Source organism: Spirosoma montaniterrae, from assembly GCF_001988955.1.
In the GTDB taxonomy this organism is placed as follows: Bacteria; Bacteroidota; Bacteroidia; order Cytophagales; family Spirosomataceae; genus Spirosoma; species Spirosoma montaniterrae.
The window spans coordinates 4,645,841-4,668,171 of the sequence record NZ_CP014263.1 but is presented as its reverse complement, the minus strand read 5'-3'; the positions used below and the strand labels follow the sequence as shown (position 1 = coordinate 4,668,171).

The window sequence follows — 22,331 nt, the reverse complement described above, 5'->3', positions numbered from 1 at the left end:
AATGAGTTAGCCACAAGAAACTAACAAAGGCCATCACATGAAGTAACGGCCTTTGCTGAGCATCAATCTATTTTATCAACAATCGCATGAGTAGTTGGCATAGCCCGGAAACAGGGGCGATAACTCCCCGCCGATACTCACCACCCGGTCGAGCCGGACAGTCTCGCCCGTGGCGAATTCCAGAAACTCGGCCCCGTCCTGCTCATACAACCGGCGCAGGGCCACGTCGGCTTTGATGAACTCGCTCAAATCGGTCAGGTATTCGAGCCGAACGAACTTGCGGGCGTTGGTGGCCGCTACAACCGCATCACGGAAAGGACCGGCAACGGCTTGGTACGATTTTATGCTTGTTTCCATACAGAGATAACAACCACCCAAAACGAAACGTGCCGCTACTCACTGTAGCGGCACGCCTAAAACTCATGTTGGGTTTCTTCCGTAAGACGGTGAATTAATTCACCGCCTTGCGGAAGAAACGGAAAATCAATACCCTACTGCTTCCAACTGTTTCTGGAACTCACGCAGGATGGTTTCCTTCATCGCAATTTTGCGCTTCTGCGTATTGATTTTGTTCAGAATCTGTTTGTCTTCGTCCTTGTTAGGGTCGAGACCGTCGGCATCCTGAAGGGCAAATTGCAGATCGCTTTTTTCGCGCCGGACTAAGTATTCCATCTCGCGGATCTTGGTCCGAATCTGTTCGGCCTGACTCTTCAGATCGAAAGCCGGGTACTTGCGGGCCAGCACACGACCGAGGTAGCTGAGTTCAAAGATTTTGTCGCAGGCTGCCCGGAACCGGTCGTTGAGCGATTTATCCTGCATCTTAAACGGCACTTTCACCTCTTTCCAGCTATTGAGCAAGACTTTAGCCCGCTCGGCAGCCGCAAAAATGTCGGACTGGCGCGAAAGTTTCTCGACTTCATCGACCATCTTCATCTGAGCCTCGATGCGCGGGTCAATCCTCTTCTCAATCACAATGCCCTTAGCCTCGTTATACTTGGTGTAGAACATCGTAGTGGCTTTTTTAAACTGCTTATACAGTTTACCACTTTTCTTGATGGGCACCTCGCCAACCTGCTTCCAGGCGTTGTTGAGCCTGCGAACTTCCTGAAAAGCCGCGTCGAGATCGCCGAGCCGGTTGGCCCGAAACGCCAGCCGAATCAGCTCGTCGTACTTGTCGAGCCGCTCCTGAATTACTTTGTTCTGTTCATTGAAGAACTCGCGCCGACGCGTAAAGAACCCGTCGAGTAACTCCTGAAACCGCCCTTCAACCTCACCTTCCACGGTCTTATCGACCGGGCCGGTTTTGATCCATTTGGTTTTGATTTCCTGAAGTTCGTCGGCAGTTTGCCGCCATTCAGTACTGTCGACAATGGCTTCGGCGTCGGCAATCAGGGCGCGTTTGATTTCAAGATTCTTGAGCTGATTGACCGTAATCAGTTCGTTCAGGATTTTCTCCTGTGCATCGAGCCGGTCGAGCAGGGGCGGAAAATCGCCGAGGGCGTCGAAGCTGATCAGTTTCTTCCGAAGTTGAACCAGCTTAGTGAGGTACGATCCTTTATTCTGGGCCTCCTCAATGTCTTTTTCTAACTGACTGACTTTGTTCTCGGCAATGATGAAGCGATTCTTGAAATAATCGAGCGCTTCCTGCTCGGTGCGTTTGACTTCGCCAATTTGGCGGTCGGGGTAATCCAGGTAGCCTTTCAAAAATACCTTTCCGTCTAAGACGTAACCGTATTCGTCTACCAGTGAAGCGTTTTCCATTCCTGTTCTTGGTTAAGGCTGCGCTGTGGGTTAATTTTGAGACGTTTTGCCAACCACAAATCTATTAGAAATTAATGAGTCAGGAAACCATAATCTTCTCCATGGCGGGCGTGAGTAAAAATATTCCGCCGAACCGACAAATCCTAAAGAACATCTACCTTTCCTTTTTTTACGGTGCCAAAATCGGGGTTTTGGGCCTAAATGGGTCGGGGAAGTCAACCTTACTGCGCATCATTGCCGGTATCGACAAGAACTATACCGGCGAAGTTGTGTTTTCGCCCGGCTACTCGGTTGGTATGCTCGAACAGGAACCAAAATTCGAGGCTGGCAAAACCGTGCTGGAGGTGGTGCAGGAGGGCGTTCAGGACGTGGTGAACCTGCTCAGAGAGTTCGATGAAATCAACGAAGCCTTCGGCGACCCCGATGCCGACTTCGACAAGCTATTGGCGCGGCAGGGCGAAGTGCAGGAAAAACTCGACCAGCATGAGGCATGGGAACTCGACCAAAAGCTCGAACGGGCCATGGATGCGCTTCGCTGCCCCCCGCCCGATGCGGTTATAGACAACCTCTCCGGGGGCGAAAAACGGCGCGTAGCGCTGTGCCGACTGCTGCTCCAGCAACCCGACGTGCTGCTGCTCGATGAGCCGACCAACCACCTCGATGCCGAGTCGGTGCTGTGGCTCGAAGAACACTTGCGGCAATACAAAGGCACGGTCATTGCCGTAACGCACGACCGCTATTTCTTAGACAATGTAGCAGGCTGGATTCTCGAACTCGACCGGGGTGAAGGCATTCCGTGGAAGGGTAACTATTCGTCGTGGCTCGACCAGAAACAGCAGCGGCTGGCGAAGGAAGAAAAATCAGAGTCGAAACGGCAAAAGACGCTGCAACGCGAACTGGAATGGGTTCGGATGGCACCGAAAGCCCGACAGGCCAAGTCGAAAGCGCGATTGGGTGCCTACGAACGGCTCTTAGACGAAGACAATCGCCAGAAAGAAGAACGCTTAGAGATTTTCATTCCCTCCGGCCCGCGTTTGGGCGCGAAGGTGATTGAGGCTGAGGATGTTGCCAAAGCCTACGGCGACCGGCTGCTGTTCGAGCATTTGGGCTTCCGACTGCCGCAGGGTGGTATTGTGGGCATCATCGGCCCGAATGGTGCCGGTAAAACCACGCTGTTCAAACTAATTACAGGCCGCGAGAAACCCGACGCGGGCAGTTTTGCGGTGGGCGAAACGGTAAAAGTGGCCTACGTCGATCAGGAACACGATGGCTTAGACCCGAACAAGACGGTGTACGAAACCATTTCGGGCGGCAACGAGTGGATTATGCTCGGCGGCAAACAAAGCAACGCCCGCGCCTACGTGAGCCGGTTCAACTTTGCCGGAGCCGATCAGGAGAAGAAAATCGCGACATTGTCGGGGGGCGAACGCAACCGGGTTCACCTTGCCATGATTCTGAAAGAAGGCGCGAATCTGCTGTTGCTCGATGAGCCAACCAACGACCTCGACGTAAACACGCTGCGGGCATTGGAAGAAGGCTTGGAAAACTTCGCGGGCTGCGCCGTCGTCATCAGCCACGACCGTTGGTTTCTGGACCGCATCGCTACGCACATTCTGGCTTTTGAAGGCGACTCGCAGGTGTACTGGTTTGAGGGCAACTTCTCCGAATACGAAGAGAACCGACGCAAACGACTCGGTACCGACGCTACGCCAACGCGGATAAAGTATAAGAAATTAGTCTGAAGTGTCTGAACCGGGATTGGACAGGATTTACAGGATTAACCGCGCGGGCGGCCCCGCAGGATTTTGTTGCTGGCGCACACATTTTCGTTGCTCATACAGCCGACCGTTGTACTGGCATCCTAAATTTTCCTGTTCCACAACGTCGCGTTAGCGACCTAATATTTATAGAAACAAAGGTTATCCCCGGCCCCTCCGTCGCGTAGCGACCGAACGAAATAGGTTTGGTTGCTACGCAACGTTAAAATAACGCATTTCCTATGCACTACGGCTACTTCAACGGCACAATTGCCCCTACTACCGAACTCGCGGTTGGCATTACCGACCTCGGCCTGTTGCGCGGTTACGGCATGTTCGATTATTTTCTGACTTATAACGGCAAACCCTTTCAGTGGGACTGGTATTGGGAGCGATTTCGCAACTCGGCGGCACAGATGCACTTGCCGCTGCCGCTCGGCAAAGAAGAAACCTACGCCGTGGTGATGCAGCTTATCGAGCAATCGGGCGAGCCGGACGTGGCGGTTCGGTTTGTGATGACGGGGGGCTACTCTGCCGATAGCATTAGCATTGAACAGCCCAATCTGCTCATTCTGACCGAGGCAATTCACCCCGTGCCGCCCGTGCAGTACGAGAATGGGATTAAAGTGATTCTGGACGAGTATGTGCGCGAGATGGCCGAGGTGAAAAGCACCGACTACAAGCGCGTGATTCTCAAAGCTCCCGACATTCGGGCGGCTGGCGCGTCGGATTTGCTGTATCAGCGCGGGGGCGAAATCAGCGAACTCAGCCGCAGCAACTTCTTTCTGGTGAAAGGCGACCGGATTGTTACGCCCAACCGGCACGTATTGCGCGGCATCACCCGCCGAACCGTGATGGAACTGGCCGCTGTCGATTTCAAGGTCGAGGAGCGGCCCGTGCTGCTGTCGGAGCTTTACGACGCCGACGAAGCCTTTACCACCAGTTCGACCAAGAAAGTGCTGCCTATCACGCAAATCGGCGACCTCACCATTGGTGATGGCAAGGTCGGACCGAAAAGCCAGTATCTGCTCGAACGATTTAACGAATTAGTACAAGGCTGGTAGCTGAATACCTGTGGCATAGCGGCTCACCACATCCTTTGTAATCTCCGGTTCCTGACCAATACGGCCTAAGCAGGGTAACCCCGTGTAGTTCAGAATAAACGATTCCGTAGCGGGCGTAGTGGGGCCGTTGAAAATAATGCCAGGAATTGGAATCTGTCGGCTTCGTAACGCTTCCACGGAAAGCAGCGTGTGGTTGATGCTGCCGAGGTAATTGCGCGACACCAGCACAACGGGCAATTGCCAGCGTTGCACCAGATCAATGTTTAGGTCATGGTCGTTTAGCGGCACCAACAAGCCACCAGCCAGCTCGACTATCAGCGCGTTATTGGTTTCAGGAAGCGTAATTTGCTCAATATCAATCGTTACGCCATCAATTTCGGCGGCTGCGTGGGGCGACAGTGGTTCGCGCAGCCGATACGCTTCGGGATGAAATCGCGATACCGGATTGCTGATGAGCCGCCGAACCGTTTCGGTGTCCGAATCTTCGAGCGCACCCGACTGCACGGGTTTCCAATAATCGGCCTGCAAGGCTTCGACCAATATGGCCGACGTTACGGTTTTTCCAATTTCTGTGCTGATTCCAGCAACGACAATTTTCTGAGACATTGGTAATAGGTCCAAACAGGCACCCGGCTGTTTGGGTAAGATAAATTCGTTCATGCAAACAGCCGGGTGCCTGTTTGGGCCAGCCTGTCGACCAGCCTTACTATTTCTTCCTCCGAGTTGAAGGCGTGCAGGCAAATACGCAGCCGCTCCTGACCCGCTGCTACCGTTGGGCTGAGAATGGCCCGCACATCGAAACCATCTTGCTGACAATGCGTTGCCACGGCGCGGGCCGCATCGTTGCCCGGCACAATCAGGCACTGAATGGGCGAGATGCTGTTTGTCCAGATCGTGTTGGGTAACAGCGTGGCTACCTGTTGCCGAAAATGAGCAATTCGCTGCTGTAGCCGCTGCCGATTCGTCGGCTGCGTTTGCAGGTGTTGATGAGCACTCCGAATTGCCAGCAGGCTATGAGGGGGCAACGCAGTCGAATAAATGAACGGGCGGGCAAAATTGATGAGGTAATCGCGCAGGATTGCCGGGCCAGCCACAGCCGCACCGTGTACGCCTAATGCCTTGCCAAACGTATGTACACGCGCCAGTACGCGCTCTTGCAGGCCCATTGCCACAACGAGACCCTCACCGTTGGGACCATACACGCCCGTTGCATGGGCCTCATCCACGAGCAGCGCGGCCCCGTAGCGGTCACAGAGGTCGCAGAGGGCAGTCAGCGGGGCCGTGTCGCCATCCATCGAATACAGCGACTCGACCGCTACAAACACCTGACCGCCAGTCGATAAAAACGCATCGCGAAGTTTTTCTTCCAGATCGGCCAGGTCGTTATGGCGGAAACGTTGGCGGTTGGCATAGCACAGCCGTGCGCCATCGATCATGCTGGCATGAACGAGTTCGTCGGTCAGCAGCACGTCGCCCCGTTGTGGCAGGCAGGCCAGCAAACCGAGGTTGGCATCGTAACCAGCGTTGAATAGCAGGGCCGTTTCGGTTCGATAAAACTGAGCCAGATCTAACTCAATTGCTTCGGCCAGGGTAGTTTGTCCGGCCAGCAGCCGCGAACCAGTTGCGCCCGTTTTCAGCTTGTCAAAAGCCAGATCGGCCTGTTGAATGGCTTCGCGCAGTTCGGGCGAACGGGCAAAGCCCAGATAGTCGTTCGAGCAAAAATCGACCATTCCTTCTGCCGTTCGTAACTGGCGTAGCAAACCCGATGCCGTTCGTTCGGCCATGCGCCGTTGCAGTATATCCGTTACGCTCGTAGTTGTGCTCGTCATGGGGCAAAGGTAAAACGAACGACCCGGTTGGTCGTTTTGACGAAGGAACTTTCAACAAAATGTGAATAACCCTATACTTATCCACACACAGATTGTGGATAAGTACCCGTCAGCCATTTATTGCCAGCACTATTTTGCCAAACTGTTTCCCATCATCCATGTGCCGAAACGCCTGTTCGGCTTCTGCCAGCGGTAGTATCTCGTCAAGAACCGGCCTGATTTTCTTCTCCGAAACGAAGGCAAGCATACTCCCGAATTCGGCTTCGGTCCCCATGGTCGAACCCAACAGCGTAAGTTGCTTGAAAAACGCTTTCGCCGGAATAATATCGGTGATGTTACCGGCTGTGCCACCGAAAAACGCAATCCGTCCGCCCGGCGCGGCTGCGTCGATGAGTTTGGCAAAACCCGGTCCGCCCGCGCTGTCGATAATGACATCGAAATAGCCCCGGAGTGGATGCTCCGTTTTGCCTCCACTTGCCTGAGCCATCAGTGTTTTCAGCCAATCGGGTTCGCGGTAGTTGACGCCACCTGCAGCACCCAGCGTTTTGGCCCGTTCAATCTTTTCATCTGAACCCGACGTCACCCAGACTTCGGCTCCTGCTGCCACGGCAAACTGTAACGCAAACAGGGCCGCTCCTCCGCCGATGCCCGTTATCAGCACTCGTTCCCGGCTGCGATGTCCGCTGGTGTGTAGCCCTGCCCGCGTCATGAGCGCACGCCAGGCAGTCAGGCCCGCCAGCGGCAACGCAGCCGCCTGCTCGAACGACAGATGCGCCGGTTTGTGGTGGATATAGTTTGCCGGAACCGAAATGCACTCGGCAAACGTACCGTTAGCAGGCATTCCAAGAATCTGGAAATCAGGGCCGTAAAACGCCGGGTTCGACCCCCAGTTTAGCGAACAGTTGATGACGACCTCCTGCCCGCGCCAGACCGGATCAACACCCGTGCCAACCTCGGCCACGATGCCTGCGCCATCAGAACCGAGAATAACGGGTAGTTTAATGCCCGGATACAGTCCTTTCTGGATAAACACGTCGCGGTGGTTCAGGGCCGCAGCCCGCAACTTGATAAGTACCTCGCCGGGGCCGGGCGTTGGCGTTGGCACCTCGGTGAGTTTAACCGGCTGGTGTAATTCGGTGAGTTGAATGGCGTTCATAAACTATTTTTGCCGATATGATTCGATTCTTTAACGAAGACGTTGACTACAAGCTGCCGCAGAAACAGGCGACGCGCCAATGGCTTAAACGACAGGCCAACGCAGAAGGTTATGCTGTAGGTGAGCTGAACTACATTTTCTGCTCAGACGATTACCTGCTCCAGGTAAATCGCGACCACCTTCAGCACGATTATTACACGGATATTATCACCTTCGACAATTCGGAAACCGAGCGTCTGATTGAAGGCGATATTTTTATCAGCGTTGACCGGGTAGCTGACAATGCATTGCATCTCGGCGTGTCGGCAGAGCAGGAAATGCGCCGGGTGCTGGCCCACGGCCTGCTACACCTCTGCGGCTACGGCGACAAAACGGACGACGAAGCCGATGTCATGCGGGACAAAGAAGATGAATGGCTGGCAAGCCAGTGAGTTCTGCATCAGAACCACTCGCCTTTCATCGCTAAAGTAACCCGGTCGGTGGCTTGGAGCCTTCGGGCTAACGAATAGACTTTCACTAACTCGTATTCGTAAAAATACCGGGCGGTCATTAGCTTGCCCTGATAGAAGTTAACGTCGTCGCCAGCAGCAGCCGGTAAATTCTTCTGCGCGACCGTTGCCTGCCGGAGCCACTGCCAGGCAATAGTAATTATCCCGAACAATTCGAGGTACAGCGTCGCGTCGGCCAGAAATGCTTCTGTGTCAGAAGGGGCCAGGCTGAGCAGGTGCTTCGTAACGGCATCAAGTTTGCCTAATGCAGCCGTAAGCTGATCGGCTAATGGTTGCAGGTCAGCGTATGGCCGGGCGTCAACCAGCGTTCGCTCTATCTCGGCCAGCAACAGTTGAACGCCTTTTCCGCCCTGCAACGTCACTTTCCGACCTAATAAATCCAGCCCATGAATGCCGGTTGTGCCTTCATGAATGGGATGGATACGGGCTTCGCGGTAAAACTGCTCGACCGGAAAATCAGTGGTGTAGCCTGCCCCGCCCAGAACCTGCACAGCCGCGCTCGTGGTCAGGCACCCCATCTCCGACGGGTACGATTTGGCAACGGGTGTCAGCAAATCGAGCAAGAGAGCCGCGTTGGCTTTTTCATCTCCGTCAGCTACGTGCGACAAATCGGCCAGATAGGAACAATAGAGTAGCAAACTCAACGACCCTTCCAGCACCGATTTCTGAAACAACAGCATCCGTTTCACATCGGCATGGCGAATGATAGGCACTTGTGGGCGGGTTGGGTCTTTTTCGGAAACAGGCCGACCCTGCGGACGTTCGCGGGCGTATTCGAGCGACGCGTAATAGGCCGCCGTACCAATTGAAACGGCGTTCATGCCCACGCCCACGCGGGCTTCGTTCATCATCTGAAACATGTAGCGCAGGCCCTGATGCGGTTCGCCCACCAAATACCCAATAGTCCCGCCGTTCGAGCCAACCATGAGGTGAGCAATGGGCGCACCTTTGTAGCCCATCTTATGATACACCCCCGCCGTCAACACATCATTATCAACAAGTTGACCGTTTTCCTCGCGCTGTTGCGGCACAGCAAACAATGAAATGCCCTTTGCTCCTGCTGGGCCACCTTTAATTTTCGCCAGCATCAGATGCACCACGTTTTCAACGGCATCGTGGTCGCCCGCCGAGATGTAAATTTTCTGGCCCCGAATCTGATACGTGCCCGGCGTATCGGTGGGTTCGGCGGTTGTGGTAATGTCCGACAGCGATGAACCGGCATCGGGTTCGGTCAGGGCCATTGTACCCTGCCATTGACCGGCATACATTTTCGGTGTAAAGCGGTCGATAAGTTCGGCGGAACCGAAGCTACGGAGCAGATTGGCCGCGCCGGTGGTCAGAAACGGAAATACGCTCGATGAGTAGTTGGCCGCGCCGAAGATAAACGTAGCGGCATTCATGATAGTGGCCGGGAGTTGCTGCCCGCCTTCGTCGTAGCGAAAGGGCGCGTTGATCCAGCCATCATCACCAAATTTTTTAATGATGGAGCGCATCTGCGGGTGGACCCGGATTTTGCCAGCTACGAGTTGTGGTTCGTTGCGGTCCATTACCGTGAGCAGCGGCTTCAGCACTGTTTCGCTGATTTGCCGGGCTGCGTCGAGCACCATGTCGAACGATTCGCGGTCATGGTCGCGGAAATAGTCGAATTTCGTCAGTCGCTCGGCGTTCAGCACCTCGTAAAGCTGGAATCGCAGGTCGCGGGGCGAATAGAATTGTGTTGCCATGCAGTGCTTATTATTTGTTATATTTACCAAAAAACACGTTAGCTATGTTAACAAAAGAAAAGTTGTTGGAAAGCATAAGAGACTTTCCAACTGAATTCTCCATTGATGATTTAGTAGAACGTTTGATTTTTGTTCAAAAAGTCGAAAACGGTATTGCCCAGGGGGAGCGGGGCGAAGTTTATACAACGGAAGAACTTAAAGGAAAATTAGCGAAGTGGTTACGTTAGACTGGTCGAATCAAATCGTTGATGACATTGACAACATAGCAGAGTACTTATCACAATATTCAAAACCATTAGCTGAAACTTTTGTCGAAAAAATATTCGAGAAAGCTGATCTCCTTCGCAACTTCCCTGAAATGGGGCGTATGGTGCCGGAGGTTGAAAGTCCTAAAGTCCGTGAACTCATCTACAAGCAATACCGCATTGTTTATCAGATTGTTAGCAACAATAGAATCCGTATGCTGACTGTGTACCATAGCGCACACCCTCTTTCACTTAACTCCCTTTTTAGTTAGTCACCCTGCCGTGAAGCCGCCATCCAGTTGAATAGCCTGGCCGGTACAGAAGGCGTTTTCGTCGGCGCAGAGCCACAAAATGGCTTGTGCAATGTCGTCGGGTTCGCCGAAACGACCTATCGGAATCATTTTCCGCATTCGGTCTTCCATACCGGGAGCCTTGTTAATCAGGTCGTCAACCATAGTCGAGTGGGTGTAGACCGGACAAATGGCATTTACCCGTATGCCCTGTTTGGCGTATTCGAGCGCAACGGTTTTTGTCAGGCCCAGTACGGCATGTTTCGAGGCACTGTAGGGGGCACCCATTGGCATTCCGCGCACACCCGCAATGCTGGAAACGTTCACGATTTTGCCCCGGACTGGATGGTCGCCGGGCTGATCCTGCGTCAGCATTTGCCGAATCTGGTACTGCATACCGTAGAAAACGCTGCCTACGTTTACGGCCATCATCTGATCGAAATCCTCCTGCGTTTGGTCGAGGAGCCGCCCAAACCTGCCGCCGATGCCCGCGTTGTTGATGCCGATGTCTAAACGCCCGTAAGCGGCTACGGTCTGTTGAATAGCAGCCTCAATCTGTGCGGGTTGAGCCACGTCACAGGCCACAAAAAACGCGTCGCCCCCGGCCTGTTGAATCAGTTCGGTGGTTTCCTGCCCGTTGGTTTCGTTAATGTCGGCTACCACGACTCGTGCGCCTGCTCTTGAAAACGCCAGTGCCGTAGCCCGGCCAATACCCGAACCTGCGCCAGTGACAAACGCAATCTGGTTTACAAAGTTTGACATGAAGATAAATACAGTTCACAGAAAAAGATGCGCCCAAAATAGCGTTATTTTACGACTATTTATGAATTACGGCAGAAGCCCGCTCGGCAACTAAAGACAGACACGACACAAATGGAGAAAGAACCACTGGCTCATTACATAGAAGCTATCAGACCTATCGGTGGCGAAACGTTAACTCGTGTCTTAACAGAATTTACAGCCTGCCACTACAGGAAGCATATGTGTTTGCTCCAAACAGGCGGCACAAATAATGAGTATCTATTTTTGACCAAAGGCGTGATACGGGCTTTTACGCACAACCGCGAAGGCGATGAAGTAACAACAGGGCTATATGGGCCAAACAGCATGGTCATTGAGGTAGCCTCGTTTTTCACCCGAACGCCGTCTCTCGAAACGCTTCAGACATTGACCGACTGCGAGGGGTACAGCATCTCTTTTGAACAGGTGAACAGGCTTTTTCATACCATACCCGATTTTCGGGAATTTGGCCGGGCAATGCTGGTGAAAGAGTTTGCGGCCTTTAAACAGCGAACGCTGTCGATGATTACCCAAACTGCCGAAGAACGGTATGTGGCACTCATGACAGGTAGCCCGGAGTTGATTCAACACGTTCCGGTCAAACATATTGCGTCGTATCTCGGCGTTACCGACACGTCGCTGAGCCGCATCCGGCGTGAACTAACAAAAAAGTCGTAATCGAGCCTGTATTTCCTGTCATTTGGCAAGCGTAAAATTCTGGCGGAGCGGTTCCTTTGTCTCGTTAACTACACGCACACAATGGAATCTCTACCCAATTACGTATCAATAACGTTCGGCGTGACGGTGCTGCTTGCCGTAATGCTGTTTTATCGGGCCACAGGCCGGTCAAATCGTTTTTTGGCGGTTATTGTAGTCTGGATTGTCGCACAGGCTATCTTGAGTCTGTCGGGATTTTACACCGCAGCACCCGCTGGTTCGCCCCGTTTCGGGCTGGTCATACTACCGCCGTTGCTAACCGTGATAACGCTGTTTGCCACCAAAGCGGGCCACCGATTCCTTGACCGATTAGACCGCCCAACGCTCACAATCTTTCATAGCATCCGCATTTTGGTAGAACTGGTGCTGTTCTGGTTGTTTCTACACCGGGCCGTGCCGCAGTTGATGACGTTCGAGGGCCGCAACTTCGACATACTGTCTGGGCTAACGGCCCCCATCGTCTATTATTTCGCCTTCGTTCGCAAGTCCATGAGCCGAACTGCGCTGATTGGCTGGAACGTCATTTGTCTCGGTTTGGTCATTTTTATTGCCGTGAACGGTCTATTATCGGCCCCAACGCCCTTGCAGCAGTTTGCGTTTGAGCAGCCGAACATTGCGCTCCAGTATTTTCCGTTTGTGCTGCTCCCGGCAGTGCTGGTGCCGCTGGTCATACTGGCGCATCTGGCGTCGTTGCGGCAGCTTCAGGCTAACCAACGACATTGAAATAGCTATTGGTCTTCCCAGCCAAATGACCGTTCGATGGCTTTTTGCCAGCCGCGCATCAATTTGCTGCGCTGGATTTCTTCCATGTGTGGTTCATACGTTTTGGCGATGCCCCAGTTCTGGCGGAGGTCGTCGAAGCCGTTCCAGAATCCAACGGCCAGCCCAGCCGCGTAGGCCGCGCCGAGGGCCGTAGTTTCGGTAATGAGGGGGCGAATAACCGGGCAATTCAGCATGTCGGACTGAAACTGCATCAGCAGATCATTCACAACCATGCCGCCATCGACCCGCAGCGACCGCAACGATACGCCCGCGTCCTGCTCCATTGCCCGCACCACGTCGACGGTTTGGTAGGCTGTTGCTTCCAGTACGGCCCGCGCCAGATGGCCTTTGGTTACGAAGCGCGTCAGACCCGCAATCACGCCCCGCGCATCGGCTTTCCAGTGGGGCGCGTACAGACCCGAAAACGCCGGTACAAAATAAGCCCCGCCGTTGTCGTCTACCGACCGGGCCAGCGCGTCGATGTCCGTGCTTTTCTCAATGATGCCGAGGTTGTCGCGCAGCCATTGTACTAACGCACCCGCAATGGCAACGGAGCCTTCAAGGGCGTAATGAACGGGTTGGTTATCAAACTGGTACGCTACCGTAGTGAGCAGTCCGCAGGTTGACGGGCGCAGTTTGGTACCTGTGTTCATGAGCAGAAAACAGCCCGTGCCATAGGTGTTCTTTGCCATGCCCGGTTCGTAGCAGGTTTGGCCGACGAGCGCGGCCTGCTGATCGCCCAGAATACCCGCCACCGGAACCCCCGGCAGCACCTCCGACGTAACCGTACCATAAACCTGACTGCTGGGCCGAATCTGCGGCAGCATAGCACGCGGAATGGTGAAGGCGTCGAGCAGCGAATCGTCCCAGCCGAGCGTGTGCAGGTTCATGAGTTGCGTCCGGCTGGCGTTGGTCACGTCGGTCAGGTGCAGCCCGCCCTGAGGCCCGCCTGTCAGGTTCCAGACCACGAAGGTGTCCATATTACCAAAGAGCGCGTCGCCCCGTTCGGCATCGTCGCGCAGGCCCGGTACGTTGTCTAACAGCCATTTGAGTTTCAGTCCGCTGAAATACGTTGCCAGCGGCAGGCCGGTTTTCTCGCGGAAACGGTCCTGTCCCAATGCATCGGCGGCTGCAAACTGGCTCACTAACTCGCCGGTGCGGGTATCCTGCCAAACAATAGCGTTGTGATAGGCTTTGCCCGTTTTTCGGTTCCAGACAACGGTGGTTTCGCGCTGATTGGTGATGCCAACGGCGGCAATGTCCTGCACCGATAGTTTGCCTTTGATGCGGGCTAACGCAATGACTTCGAGCGTATTTTTCCAGATTTCCTCGGGGTTATGTTCCACCCAGCCCGGTTGGGGGTAAATCTGTTTATGTTCTTTCTGGGCCAGCGAAACAATCTGTCCCTGCCGGTTAAAAACAATGCAGCGGGTACTGGTTGTACCCTGGTCAATGGCGGCTACGTACTGGGGCATGGTTACACAGACGATTTTGCGATTTCTACAATCTCCTTAAGTTGTGAATAGAGACTACACTTCTTTTTTCGAGCCGATGGGTGGTAGAAGTTGATTACAAGTGTTTCATTCCATTTTTGGTAACTGAAACTTGAATTTGGAATGGGTAACATGCTGTCAAAGCCAAATAACTCTTTTGTTAAATCGTCGTATCTAAAGCAGGTGACAATTATGTTAGGGGCAATTTCTCGTATCTGTTTTTGGAGGAGAGTTTGGCTCGTTTGAATGTAATTTTTTAATACGTCAGGGTTCGATGAAGCTCCTCCGTATGTCTTTTTCACATTTATAAACGCTATTGCTTTCAGAGCGTTCTGTTTGTCGGTTGGTTGAATAAGACTGTAGTCTGGAAAATCGTTTAGTAGGCCATACGACCACTCGCTAAGACGATGCGAAAACGTGTATCTGATGTTATTATCAGCCTTATTCTCAGGTGCCCACCAGTTTTGGTAACTGCCTGAATCGTAGCTATCGTTAAGGCGATTATGTTCTTTAGCGATAAACAGAATTTTCCGTTCCTGTTTGTTGTAATTATGCTCACTAATTATGCCGTCGTAAATTATATTATTCATACAATCTACTAATGGATTCTTACAATACAACTCTTTCAACTCATCAAAGATTGGGTTCATAGTCATTAAGTAGTTAGTGATAACAGAAAGGCTAAACCGCCATCAACAGCGAATCTAATTTCACAACGCATACCACTGAATCAGCAACCCGCCGATAATGGCTCCAATGATTGGGCCAGCCACCGGAATCCAGGCGTATCCCCAATCAGACGACCCTTTACCGGCGATGGGCAACAGCGCATGGGCCAGCCGGGGGCTGAAATCACGGGCCGGGTTGATACAGTAACCCGTTGACCCACCGAGCGATAAGCCGATACTCCAGACTAAAATACCCACCAAATACGGGCCAACGCCAATAGCCAGTTCGCCGAGGTTTTTTGACGAAATACCGGCCAGCCCCAGAATCAGCACCAGCGTACCAACAATCTCGCTCAACAGATTCGGGCCGGTGCTGCGAATGGCCGGGCCGGTGGCAAAGCACGCCAGTTTATCGAACGGGTCGGGGGTGGTAGACCAGTGGGGCAGGTATTGCAGCCAAACCAGCACGGCACCCAGAAACGCGCCAATGAGTTGAGCCGAAATATAGGGCAGAACGTGGCTGTAATCGCTGGTGGCAATGGCAAACGCGACCGTTACGGCGGGGTTGAGGTGGGCATCGACGCTGCCGAACGCTTTCGCCACGAACACGCCGATGGTCACGGCAAAGGCCCAGCCCGCCGTAATTACAATCCAGCCTGCTGAGTTGCCTTTGGTTTGTTTTAATACGACGTTAGCCACGACGCCATCGCCCAGCAGCAACAGCACCATCGTTCCAATCAATTCGCCAAGAAACGGAGACGTAGACATCAAGGAAATGAGTTTCGGAATAGTTTGTGCGAATTAAATGATATTTTTGGAGCTATGAAAAGTATCATCTTTGAAAAGCCCGGCAAACCCGCCGATATTCTGAAATCTACCGAAGTACCAATGCCCGAACCGGGACCAAACGAGGTTCGCGTTCGGGTTGTTGCCAGCCCGATCAATCCGTCGGATATTATGTTTGTGCAGAACCTGTATGGCATCCGGCCTCAGTTGCCATCGGGCGCGGGTTTCGAGGGCGTGGGCGTGGTCGATGCGCTGGGCGAGGGCGTACAGATGCGAACCGGTATGCGCGTGAGCTTTACAAGCGTTGGTACGTGGTCGGAATACGCCATCGCGCACCAGCGAAGCCTGATTCCCGTACCCGACTTGATGCCCGACGACGTGGCCGCTCAATTGTTCGTAAACCCGTTTACGGCCTATGCCATGGTGCAGGAGTCGGGCGTAAAAGAGGGTGGCTGGCTCATGCTGACCGCAGCCGGGTCGGCGTTTGGCAAGATGGTGATTCAACTCTGTAAGATGCGCGGTATCAACACCATCGGCACCGTCCGGCGCGACGACCTCAACGACGAACTGAAAGCATTGGGCCTGACCGAAGTTATCAACACTGAAACCGAAAACATGGCAACCCGTGTGAAGCAAATCACGGACGGCAACGGCGTGGCCTGCGTGCTCGACGCGGTGGGCGGACATACAGCATCCGAAGCGTTAAAATGCCTCGGCAAAGGCGGCACTATGCTCATGTATGGTCTGCTTAGTTTGCAGGACCCAGCCTTCAACGTAGGGCTGATGATTTTCCGCGAACTGACGGTCAAAGGCTTCTGGCTCACCGACTGGATGCGCCGGGTCGATAGTGCCACGCGGCAGGATGTTGCGCAGAACGTTATCAGTTTATTATCTTCGGGAAAGATTCAACTGCCTGTCGAAGCGTCGTACTCGCTCGACCAAATTGCTGAAGCCGTCGAACATGCCGACCGGCACGGACGGTGGGGGAAGATTCTGGTAAAACCATGAACCTGGTCAAAAAAATCGGCTTCTTGTGGGCCTATAGCCTGCCCACCGTAATTGTTGGTTCGGTGCTGGTGGGCGGACCGGGCTGGACGTGGGCACCCGTCGGGTTTACGTTTGTGCTGATCCCGATTCTCGACGCGCTGGCCGGTCGCGACCGATCCAATCTCGACAAAGACCAATACGAAACAGCCCTCAGTGACCGCTTTTTCGATGTACTGGTTTACTCATACCCCTACATTCATTACGCCCTGCTGCTTTGGGGAAGCTACGTGCTGGTTACGTTACCGATGACTATTGGGCAGCAACTGGGCCTGATGGTAAGCATCGGCCTTCATGCCGGGGCCATCATCAACGTCGCCCACGAACTCGGCCATCGCAGTAGTCGGGTAGCGCAGTTTCATGCCAAAATGGCCCTGCTGTCGGTAAGCTACATGCACTTTCTGATCGAACACAATCGGGGCCATCACGTTCATGTGGCTACCCCGCTCGACCCGGCCACGTCGCGCCGGGGTCAGTCGGTGTATGGGTTTTGGTGGCAGTCGGTGGTGGGCGGCTACCGTAGCGCGTGGCGAATCGAAGAGAAATTACTGGCGAAAGCCGGGCAACCCGTTTGGGGCATCTGGAACGAGATGATCTGGTTTACGGCTCTGCCTATTTTGCTATGCGTAGTGCTAACGACTGCATTCAGCTTTTTAACTGGTACGGTGGTCTGGGTGGTAGCCGTGTTCTTCGCGGTGCAAAGTGTGGTCGGCTTTCTGCTGCTTGAAACCATTAATTACATTGAGCATTACGGTATTGTCCGGCGCGAGCTATCGCCGGGCAAATACGAACGCGTCAATCCGCTGCATTCGTGGAATGCCAGCGACCGAATCAGCAATTTTATTCTGTTTCAGCTACAACGGCATTCTGACCACCACGCCTACGCATCGCGGCCCTATCAGGTGTTGCGGCATTTCGACGAAAGCCCGCAACTGCCCAGCGGCTATCCGACCATGATTGTGCTGGCTCTGCTGCCCCCGTTCTGGTTCGCCATTATGAACCCCCGTCTCGACCGCTGGAAAACCCGCGCCTACCGCCCCGAAGAAATCGCGGCTGTGGTGCGGCAGTTTGCCTGATGTACTGACGCCACAAAAAAGGAATTTCGGTTGTTGTCTGCGGGTTTCCACCCGCGTTACGGGCGGCTTCGTTATCTTTGACAACAATATCCGTTGAATCCGGTGCGTTTCTGATGGAAACAATCGCTGGTCATTCTCATCCACTTACCCGATTTACGCGCGTATGCTCCTGCTCCAGGTTCCGGCTGTCGACACCACAGCCGCGTCGCTTTCGGCCACTTCGGCGGCTGCTCAACCCCAATCATTACAACTGTTCGATCTGGTTGCCAAAGGCGGCTGGGTTATGATTCCCATCGCTTTTCTTTTCTTCGCGACGCTGTACCTGATTTTCGAGCGATTCTTTGTAATCCGGTCGCAAACCAAAGTCGATGGTAATTTTGTCGACAACGTGCGCGATATGGTAGCGCAGGGAAATATCAAATCGGCGGAGTCGTTTGCCCGTAATCAGCGGTCGGCAATGGGCCGGGTGTTCGAGAAAGCCGTTGGCCGGATTGGTTCGCCGATCAAAGAAATTGAAAGCACCATTGAGACCGTAGGACAAATCGAGCTGTCGCGGTTAGAGCGGAACATGGGTTACTTAGGCATCATTGCCGGTATTGCGCCGATGCTTGGGTTTATCGGTACTATTTCGGGTATCATTCGTATTTTCTACGACATCTCACTGTCCGATAACATCAGTGTAGGTATCATTGCCGGTGGTTTGTACGAAAAAATGATTACGTCGGGTGCGGGGCTGATTGTGGGTGTAATTGCCTACACGGGCTATCACCTGCTCAATATGATGATCGAACGCTTCACGCTCGCGCTGGAAGTGAACGCCTTCGAGTTTATCGAAGTGTTGCAAAAACCCACCGCCGAGCGGGTACGGTAATCAATGAAGAACGTAAAATGAAACTCCGACGTAAAAATAAATTTGCTGCCGAAGTAGCGACCTCGTCGCTGAACGACATCATGTTCTTTCTGCTGTTATTCTTCCTCATCATTTCGACGGTAGCAAACCCGAACGTAATCAAGCTGTTGTTGCCCAAAGCTGCATCGTCGCAGCAACTGAGCAAGAAGCAGGTAACGCTTTCGGTGGATAGCAATAAGCAATATTTTATCGACAAGAAGCCCGTTGATCCGGCCAATCTGGAGAACGAACTGAAAACCATCATGGCGGGTATTGCCGAGCCAACGGTCGTAGTTCGGTTCGATAAATCGCTGACAGTTCAGGACTTGGTCGACGTGCTGCAAACTGGTGCCAAACTGAACATCAAAATGGTAATGGCAACCTCAAAGTAGAGACGCAAGATTTTGCGTCTCTTTTGGCTGGATAGCCCTGTCGTGATTTTGCGTCTCTTTCGGGTGAATGGTTTGGCTGACGCATGATGAGACGCAAGATTTTGCGTCTCTACACGTACCTTTGCGTTTATGACGCATCAACTTGTACTTCGGAAGCCGCTCGCTTTTTTTGATCTCGAAACAACCGGCATTAACACGGCTAAAGACCGCATCGTCGAACTCTGCATCATGAAAGCGATGCCGGGCGGTGAGGTTGTCAGCAAAACGCAGCGGGTTAATCCGGGAATGCCGATTCCGCTCGAATCCAGCCTGATTCATGGCATCTATGACGACGACGTAAAAGACGCTCCGCCCTTCAAAACCGTTGCCCGCAATCTGGCGCAGTTTCTGGAAGGTTGCGATCTGGCCGGGTTCAACTCCAACCGGTTCGACGTGCCGCTGCTGGTCGAAGAGTTTTTGCGGGCCAACGTTGATTTCGATGTAAAAAACCGGCGGCTTCTTGATGCGCAGCGCATTTTTCATCTCATGGAGCCGCGTAACCTCTCGGCGGCCTACAAATTCTACTGCGATAAAGACCTCGTAGGGGCACACGGAGCCGAAGCCGATACGCTGGCCACGCTCGAAGTACTAAACGCACAGGTGCAACGCTACAAAGGACAAGTTACCCGCTCAGACAGTGGTCAGGAAGTTGTTTTCGACAACGATATGGATGTGTTGCACAGCCTGACCGCCAATAAAAACGTTGACTTGGCCGGGCGCATCATTCTGAATAACGAAGGCGTTGAAGTCTTCAACTTTGGTAAGCACAAAGACCGGCCCGTACTGGACGTTCTGCAAAAAGAACCTGCTTTTTACGACTGGATGCTGAAAGGCGAGTTTCCGCTCGACACCAAACGTCGACTCACCGAAATCCGGCTGCGAATGCTCACCCACGTAAATGGACGGAAGTAATTTGGTAGTTTTGGTGGCACGAAAGCGCGTTCCACAATTACAAATTATTAGTAGCTTTGCGGCACTTTCCATTAACCGGCACCTATGCAACCCACTCAGGACGTACTTATACCAGAGGTTATTCAGCAAATACCACTTACGTACTACCTGATTCTCAGTACGGCACTGTTCGTTATCGGCATCATCGGGGTTCTGACCCGGCGAAATGCCATCATCATTTTCATGTCGGTTGAGCTGATGCTCAACGCTGTGAATCTCCTTCTCATCGCTTTCTCGTCGTACCGATCTGACTCGGCGGGGCAGGTATTCGTCTTTTTCATCATGGCCGTAGCTGCCGCCGAAGTATCAGTCGGGCTGGCAATTATTGTGATGATTTACCGAAATACCCGCTCGATTGACGTGGGCCTGCTCAATAAACTGAAGTGGTAAACTTGTTCGATGTTCGGGGTTTACGTTCAACGTTGTCAAAAGCTAACCTTGACTGATGAGCCCTGAACCTGAAACAGAACTGTATGAAACCCGAATTACTCGCTGCACTCATTCCCCTGTTTCCGCTGATTGGGTTTCTAATCAACGGTATTGGCTTCCGGCGCATACCTAAAGGTGCGGCTGGTGCCATCGCGGTTATTGCCGTTTTTGCTTCGTTTCTAATCACTTGCTATCTGTTTGGCTATTTTCTGGGCCATTCGCAGGTGGCTGGCGAAACGGCTCCAGTCATCGTTAACCTGTTCGACTGGATAAGCGTCGGCGATCTGCATATCAACTTCTCGTTTCAAATCGATCAACTCAGCCTGTTGATGCTGATGGTTGTAACGGGCGTGGGGTTGCTGATTCATCTGTACAGCATCGGCTACATGCACCACGACGAAGGATTCGGCAAGTTCATGTCGTTTCTGAACCTGTTCATTTTCTTCATGCTGCTGCTGGTGATGGGGTCGAACTACGTCATCATGTTTATCGGCTGGGAAGGCGTGGGGCTGTGCTCATACCTGCTCATCGGCTTCTGGAACACGAATACCAATTACAATAATGCCGCCCGCAAAGCCTTCGTCATGAACCGTATCGGCGACCTCGGCTTTCTGCTCGGCATCTTCATGATTATCAACACGTTTGGCACGGTTGAATATATCGACGTGTTTAAACAGGCAACGAGTTTAGAAATCGGCGACAGCACGATTCTGCTGATTACGCTGCTGCTGTTTGTGGGCGCAATGGGCAAGTCGGCGCAGATTCCGCTTTATACGTGGCTTCCCGACGCGATGGCCGGGCCAACGCCCGTATCGGCCCTGATTCACGCGGCAACGATGGTGACGGCGGGTATTTATATGGTCATTCGCTCGAACGTGCTGTACACGCTTTCGCCCCTGACACTGGAGATTATCGGTGGGATCGCCATTGCTACGGCACTGCTGGCGGCTTCAATTGGTTTGTTGCAGAACGACATCAAGAAAGTGCTGGCCTACTCAACCGTGTCGCAGTTAGGATATATGTTCCTGGGTCTGAGTGCCACTGCCTACACGGCGGGCATGTTTCACGTTGTAACACACGCCTTCTTCAAAGCCCTGTTGTTTCTTGGCGCGGGAAGCGTGATTCACGCAATGTCCGACGAGCAGGATATTCGAAAAATGGGCGGCTTGCGGAAGGCTCTACCCATCACGTTTATTACGTTTTTGATCGGCACAATTGCCATTTCGGGCTTGCCGCCGTTTGCGGGTTTCTTCTCGAAAGATGAAATTCTGGCACACGTGTTTGTGCACAACAAAGTGCTGTGGGCATTGGGCCTATTAGGCTCTGCCCTGACCTCATTCTACATGTTCCGGCTGCTGTTCCTGACGTTCTTCGGCGAGTTCCGGGGTACGGAGGAGCAGCGACACCACCTGCACGAGTCGCCGTCAACCATGACCGCGCCGTTGGTTGTTCTGGCGATATTGTCGGCTATTGGTGGGGGCATGAATCTGCCCGGTGGTGGCTGGCTGCACCATTTCTTAGAACCCATTTTTGCCGGTTCCAAACAGGTGAACGCAGCCGCTCTGGAACTAACACTCGATCACAGCACCGAATATACGCTGATGGCGGTGTCGGCAGGCGTGGCACTGCTGTCGTTGGTGCTGGCTTATGTTATGTACGTCAGTCGTGGTGCTGTTCCGGCTCCCGAAAATGCCGAGCGTTCGCTGCCTGAGCAGGTTGTGTACAATAAATACTACATCGACGAACTCTACGACACGATCATCGTTCGGCCCGTTCGCGGTATTGGCGACGCCTTGTATAGCTTTGGCGAAATGCTGGTCGATGGTGTTGTGAATGGCGTGGCCTGGCTGGTTCGGCAGGGGGCTGGGCAGCTTCGGCGGCTGCAAAACGGTTCTATTGGTTTTTATGTGCTGGCGATGGTCGTAAGCATCGTACTCATTTTCGCCCTTCGGTTCTTTGTACGCTTCTGA

General features: G+C 53.2%; 24 protein-coding genes. 14 read left to right on the top strand and 10 right to left on the bottom strand.

All coding sequences use genetic code 11. The features are described 5' to 3' along the window. Nucleotides 1–75: 75 nt before the first annotated feature. Both AWR27_RS20080 and AWR27_RS20075 read right to left on the bottom strand, forming a co-directional pair. Nucleotides 76–357 carry a hypothetical protein gene (locus AWR27_RS20080; RefSeq protein WP_077132842.1) on the bottom strand — a complete coding sequence of 94 codons (282 nt, stop codon included), beginning with the start codon at nt 355–357 and terminating at the stop codon, nt 76–78. A gap of 126 nt (nt 358–483) precedes the next feature. After that, nucleotides 484–1,761 carry a DUF349 domain-containing protein gene (locus tag AWR27_RS20075; RefSeq protein WP_077132841.1) on the bottom strand — a complete coding sequence of 426 codons (1,278 nt, stop codon included), beginning with the start codon at nt 1,759–1,761 and terminating at the stop codon, nt 484–486. A gap of 74 nt (nt 1,762–1,835) precedes the next feature. Here AWR27_RS20075 and ettA point away from each other — a divergent pair, with 74 nt between their 5' ends. Continuing rightward, entirely contained in the window at nt 1,836–3,503 is a 1,668-nt protein-coding gene (gene ettA, locus AWR27_RS20070) for an energy-dependent translational throttle protein EttA (protein WP_077132840.1), read from the top strand. Nucleotides 3,504–3,760: 257 nt separating this feature from the next. After that, entirely contained in the window at nt 3,761–4,582 is an 822-nt protein-coding gene (locus tag AWR27_RS20065; protein WP_077132839.1) for an aminotransferase class IV, read from the top strand. Here the strand turns inward: AWR27_RS20065 and bioD are convergent. The 3 genes from bioD to AWR27_RS20050 all read right to left on the bottom strand — a co-directional run bounded on the left by bioD (nt 4,565) and on the right by AWR27_RS20050 (nt 7,567). After that, entirely contained in the window at nt 4,565–5,188 is a 624-nt protein-coding gene (bioD, locus tag AWR27_RS20060; protein ID WP_077134103.1) for a dethiobiotin synthase, read from the bottom strand. The two genes, AWR27_RS20065 and bioD, sit on opposite strands and share 18 nt — an antisense overlap. 50 nt (nt 5,189–5,238) lie before the next feature. Beyond that, entirely contained in the window at nt 5,239–6,411 is a 1,173-nt protein-coding gene (locus AWR27_RS20055) for an aminotransferase class I/II-fold pyridoxal phosphate-dependent enzyme (protein WP_077132838.1), read from the bottom strand. A gap of 109 nt (nt 6,412–6,520) precedes the next feature. Beyond that, on the bottom strand, nt 6,521–7,567 hold the full coding sequence (locus AWR27_RS20050; protein ID WP_077132837.1) for a quinone oxidoreductase family protein: 1,047 nt from the start codon (nt 7,565–7,567) through the stop codon (nt 6,521–6,523). 17 nt (nt 7,568–7,584) lie between these two features. Between AWR27_RS20050 and ybeY the strand changes: the two genes are divergently transcribed. Then, complete coding sequence (gene ybeY, locus AWR27_RS20045) at nt 7,585–7,998, top strand: rRNA maturation RNase YbeY (RefSeq protein WP_077132836.1); 414 nt, start codon at nt 7,585–7,587, stop codon at nt 7,996–7,998. Nucleotides 7,999–8,006: 8 nt separating this feature from the next. Here the strand turns inward: ybeY and AWR27_RS20040 are convergent, their stop codons facing one another. Beyond that, a complete protein-coding gene (locus AWR27_RS20040; protein WP_077132835.1) occupies nt 8,007–9,800 on the bottom strand; it encodes an acyl-CoA dehydrogenase in 1,794 nt (597 codons plus the stop codon). Nucleotides 9,801–9,844: 44 nt separating this feature from the next. Here AWR27_RS20040 and AWR27_RS20035 point away from each other — a divergent pair, with 44 nt between their 5' ends. Both AWR27_RS20035 and AWR27_RS26165 read left to right on the top strand, forming a co-directional pair. Beyond that, the gene (locus AWR27_RS20035) at nt 9,845–10,027 is read left to right on the top strand and encodes a hypothetical protein (RefSeq protein ID WP_077132834.1); all 183 of its coding nucleotides are present in this window, start codon (nt 9,845–9,847) and stop codon (nt 10,025–10,027) included. Then, a complete protein-coding gene (locus tag AWR27_RS26165; RefSeq protein WP_077132833.1) occupies nt 10,015–10,317 on the top strand; it encodes a type II toxin-antitoxin system RelE/ParE family toxin in 303 nt (100 codons plus the stop codon). Before AWR27_RS20035 ends, AWR27_RS26165 begins: the two co-directional genes overlap by 13 nt. On the opposite strand, the gene AWR27_RS20025 is transcribed toward AWR27_RS26165, so the two are convergent. Continuing rightward, entirely contained in the window at nt 10,318–11,097 is a 780-nt protein-coding gene (locus AWR27_RS20025) for a glucose 1-dehydrogenase (protein ID WP_077132832.1), read from the bottom strand. 111 nt (nt 11,098–11,208) lie between these two features. On the opposite strand from AWR27_RS20025, the gene AWR27_RS20020 reads away from it, so the two are divergent. Both AWR27_RS20020 and AWR27_RS20015 read left to right on the top strand, forming a co-directional pair. Then, the gene (locus tag AWR27_RS20020) at nt 11,209–11,793 is read left to right on the top strand and encodes a Crp/Fnr family transcriptional regulator (protein ID WP_077132831.1); all 585 of its coding nucleotides are present in this window, start codon (nt 11,209–11,211) and stop codon (nt 11,791–11,793) included. An 81-nt stretch (nt 11,794–11,874) separates the two neighbouring features. Further along, nucleotides 11,875–12,555, top strand: coding sequence for a hypothetical protein (locus tag AWR27_RS20015; protein ID WP_077132830.1), 681 nt, complete (start codon nt 11,875–11,877; stop codon nt 12,553–12,555). 5 nt (nt 12,556–12,560) lie between these two features. On the opposite strand, the gene glpK is transcribed toward AWR27_RS20015, so the two are convergent. Genes glpK through AWR27_RS20000 form a run of 3 tightly spaced genes read right to left on the bottom strand, consistent with a single transcriptional unit; the run spans nt 12,561 to nt 15,523 of the window. Continuing rightward, nucleotides 12,561–14,069, bottom strand: coding sequence for a glycerol kinase GlpK (gene glpK / locus AWR27_RS20010; protein ID WP_077132829.1), 1,509 nt, complete (start codon nt 14,067–14,069; stop codon nt 12,561–12,563). A gap of 2 nt (nt 14,070–14,071) precedes the next feature. Beyond that, nucleotides 14,072–14,737 (bottom strand): hypothetical protein, encoded by a 666-nt coding sequence (locus tag AWR27_RS20005; protein WP_157579278.1) that lies wholly within the window; start codon nt 14,735–14,737, stop codon nt 14,072–14,074. Between the two features lie 60 nt (nt 14,738–14,797). After that, on the bottom strand, nt 14,798–15,523 hold the full coding sequence (locus tag AWR27_RS20000) for an MIP/aquaporin family protein (RefSeq protein WP_077132827.1): 726 nt from the start codon (nt 15,521–15,523) through the stop codon (nt 14,798–14,800). A gap of 54 nt (nt 15,524–15,577) precedes the next feature. Here AWR27_RS20000 and AWR27_RS19995 point away from each other — a divergent pair, with 54 nt between their 5' ends. From AWR27_RS19995 to nuoL, 7 genes are all read left to right on the top strand, one after another. After that, complete coding sequence (locus tag AWR27_RS19995) at nt 15,578–16,549, top strand: zinc-dependent alcohol dehydrogenase family protein (RefSeq protein ID WP_077132826.1); 972 nt, start codon at nt 15,578–15,580, stop codon at nt 16,547–16,549. Continuing rightward, entirely contained in the window at nt 16,546–17,661 is a 1,116-nt protein-coding gene (locus AWR27_RS19990) for an alkane 1-monooxygenase (protein ID WP_077132825.1), read from the top strand. Before AWR27_RS19995 ends, AWR27_RS19990 begins: the two co-directional genes overlap by 4 nt. Before the next feature lie 163 nt (nt 17,662–17,824). Continuing rightward, on the top strand, nt 17,825–18,532 hold the full coding sequence (locus AWR27_RS19985) for a MotA/TolQ/ExbB proton channel family protein (RefSeq protein ID WP_077132824.1): 708 nt from the start codon (nt 17,825–17,827) through the stop codon (nt 18,530–18,532). Between the two features lie 17 nt (nt 18,533–18,549). Further along, the gene (locus AWR27_RS19980) at nt 18,550–18,942 is read left to right on the top strand and encodes an ExbD/TolR family protein (protein ID WP_077132823.1); all 393 of its coding nucleotides are present in this window, start codon (nt 18,550–18,552) and stop codon (nt 18,940–18,942) included. 129 nt (nt 18,943–19,071) lie between these two features. Further along, entirely contained in the window at nt 19,072–19,893 is an 822-nt protein-coding gene (locus AWR27_RS19975; protein ID WP_077132822.1) for a 3'-5' exonuclease, read from the top strand. Between the two features lie 84 nt (nt 19,894–19,977). Beyond that, on the top strand, nt 19,978–20,322 hold the full coding sequence (gene nuoK, locus AWR27_RS19970) for an NADH-quinone oxidoreductase subunit NuoK (RefSeq protein WP_077132821.1): 345 nt from the start codon (nt 19,978–19,980) through the stop codon (nt 20,320–20,322). Nucleotides 20,323–20,405: 83 nt separating this feature from the next. Then, nucleotides 20,406–22,331 (top strand): NADH-quinone oxidoreductase subunit L, encoded by a 1,926-nt coding sequence (gene nuoL, locus AWR27_RS19965; RefSeq protein WP_077132820.1) that lies wholly within the window; start codon nt 20,406–20,408, stop codon nt 22,329–22,331.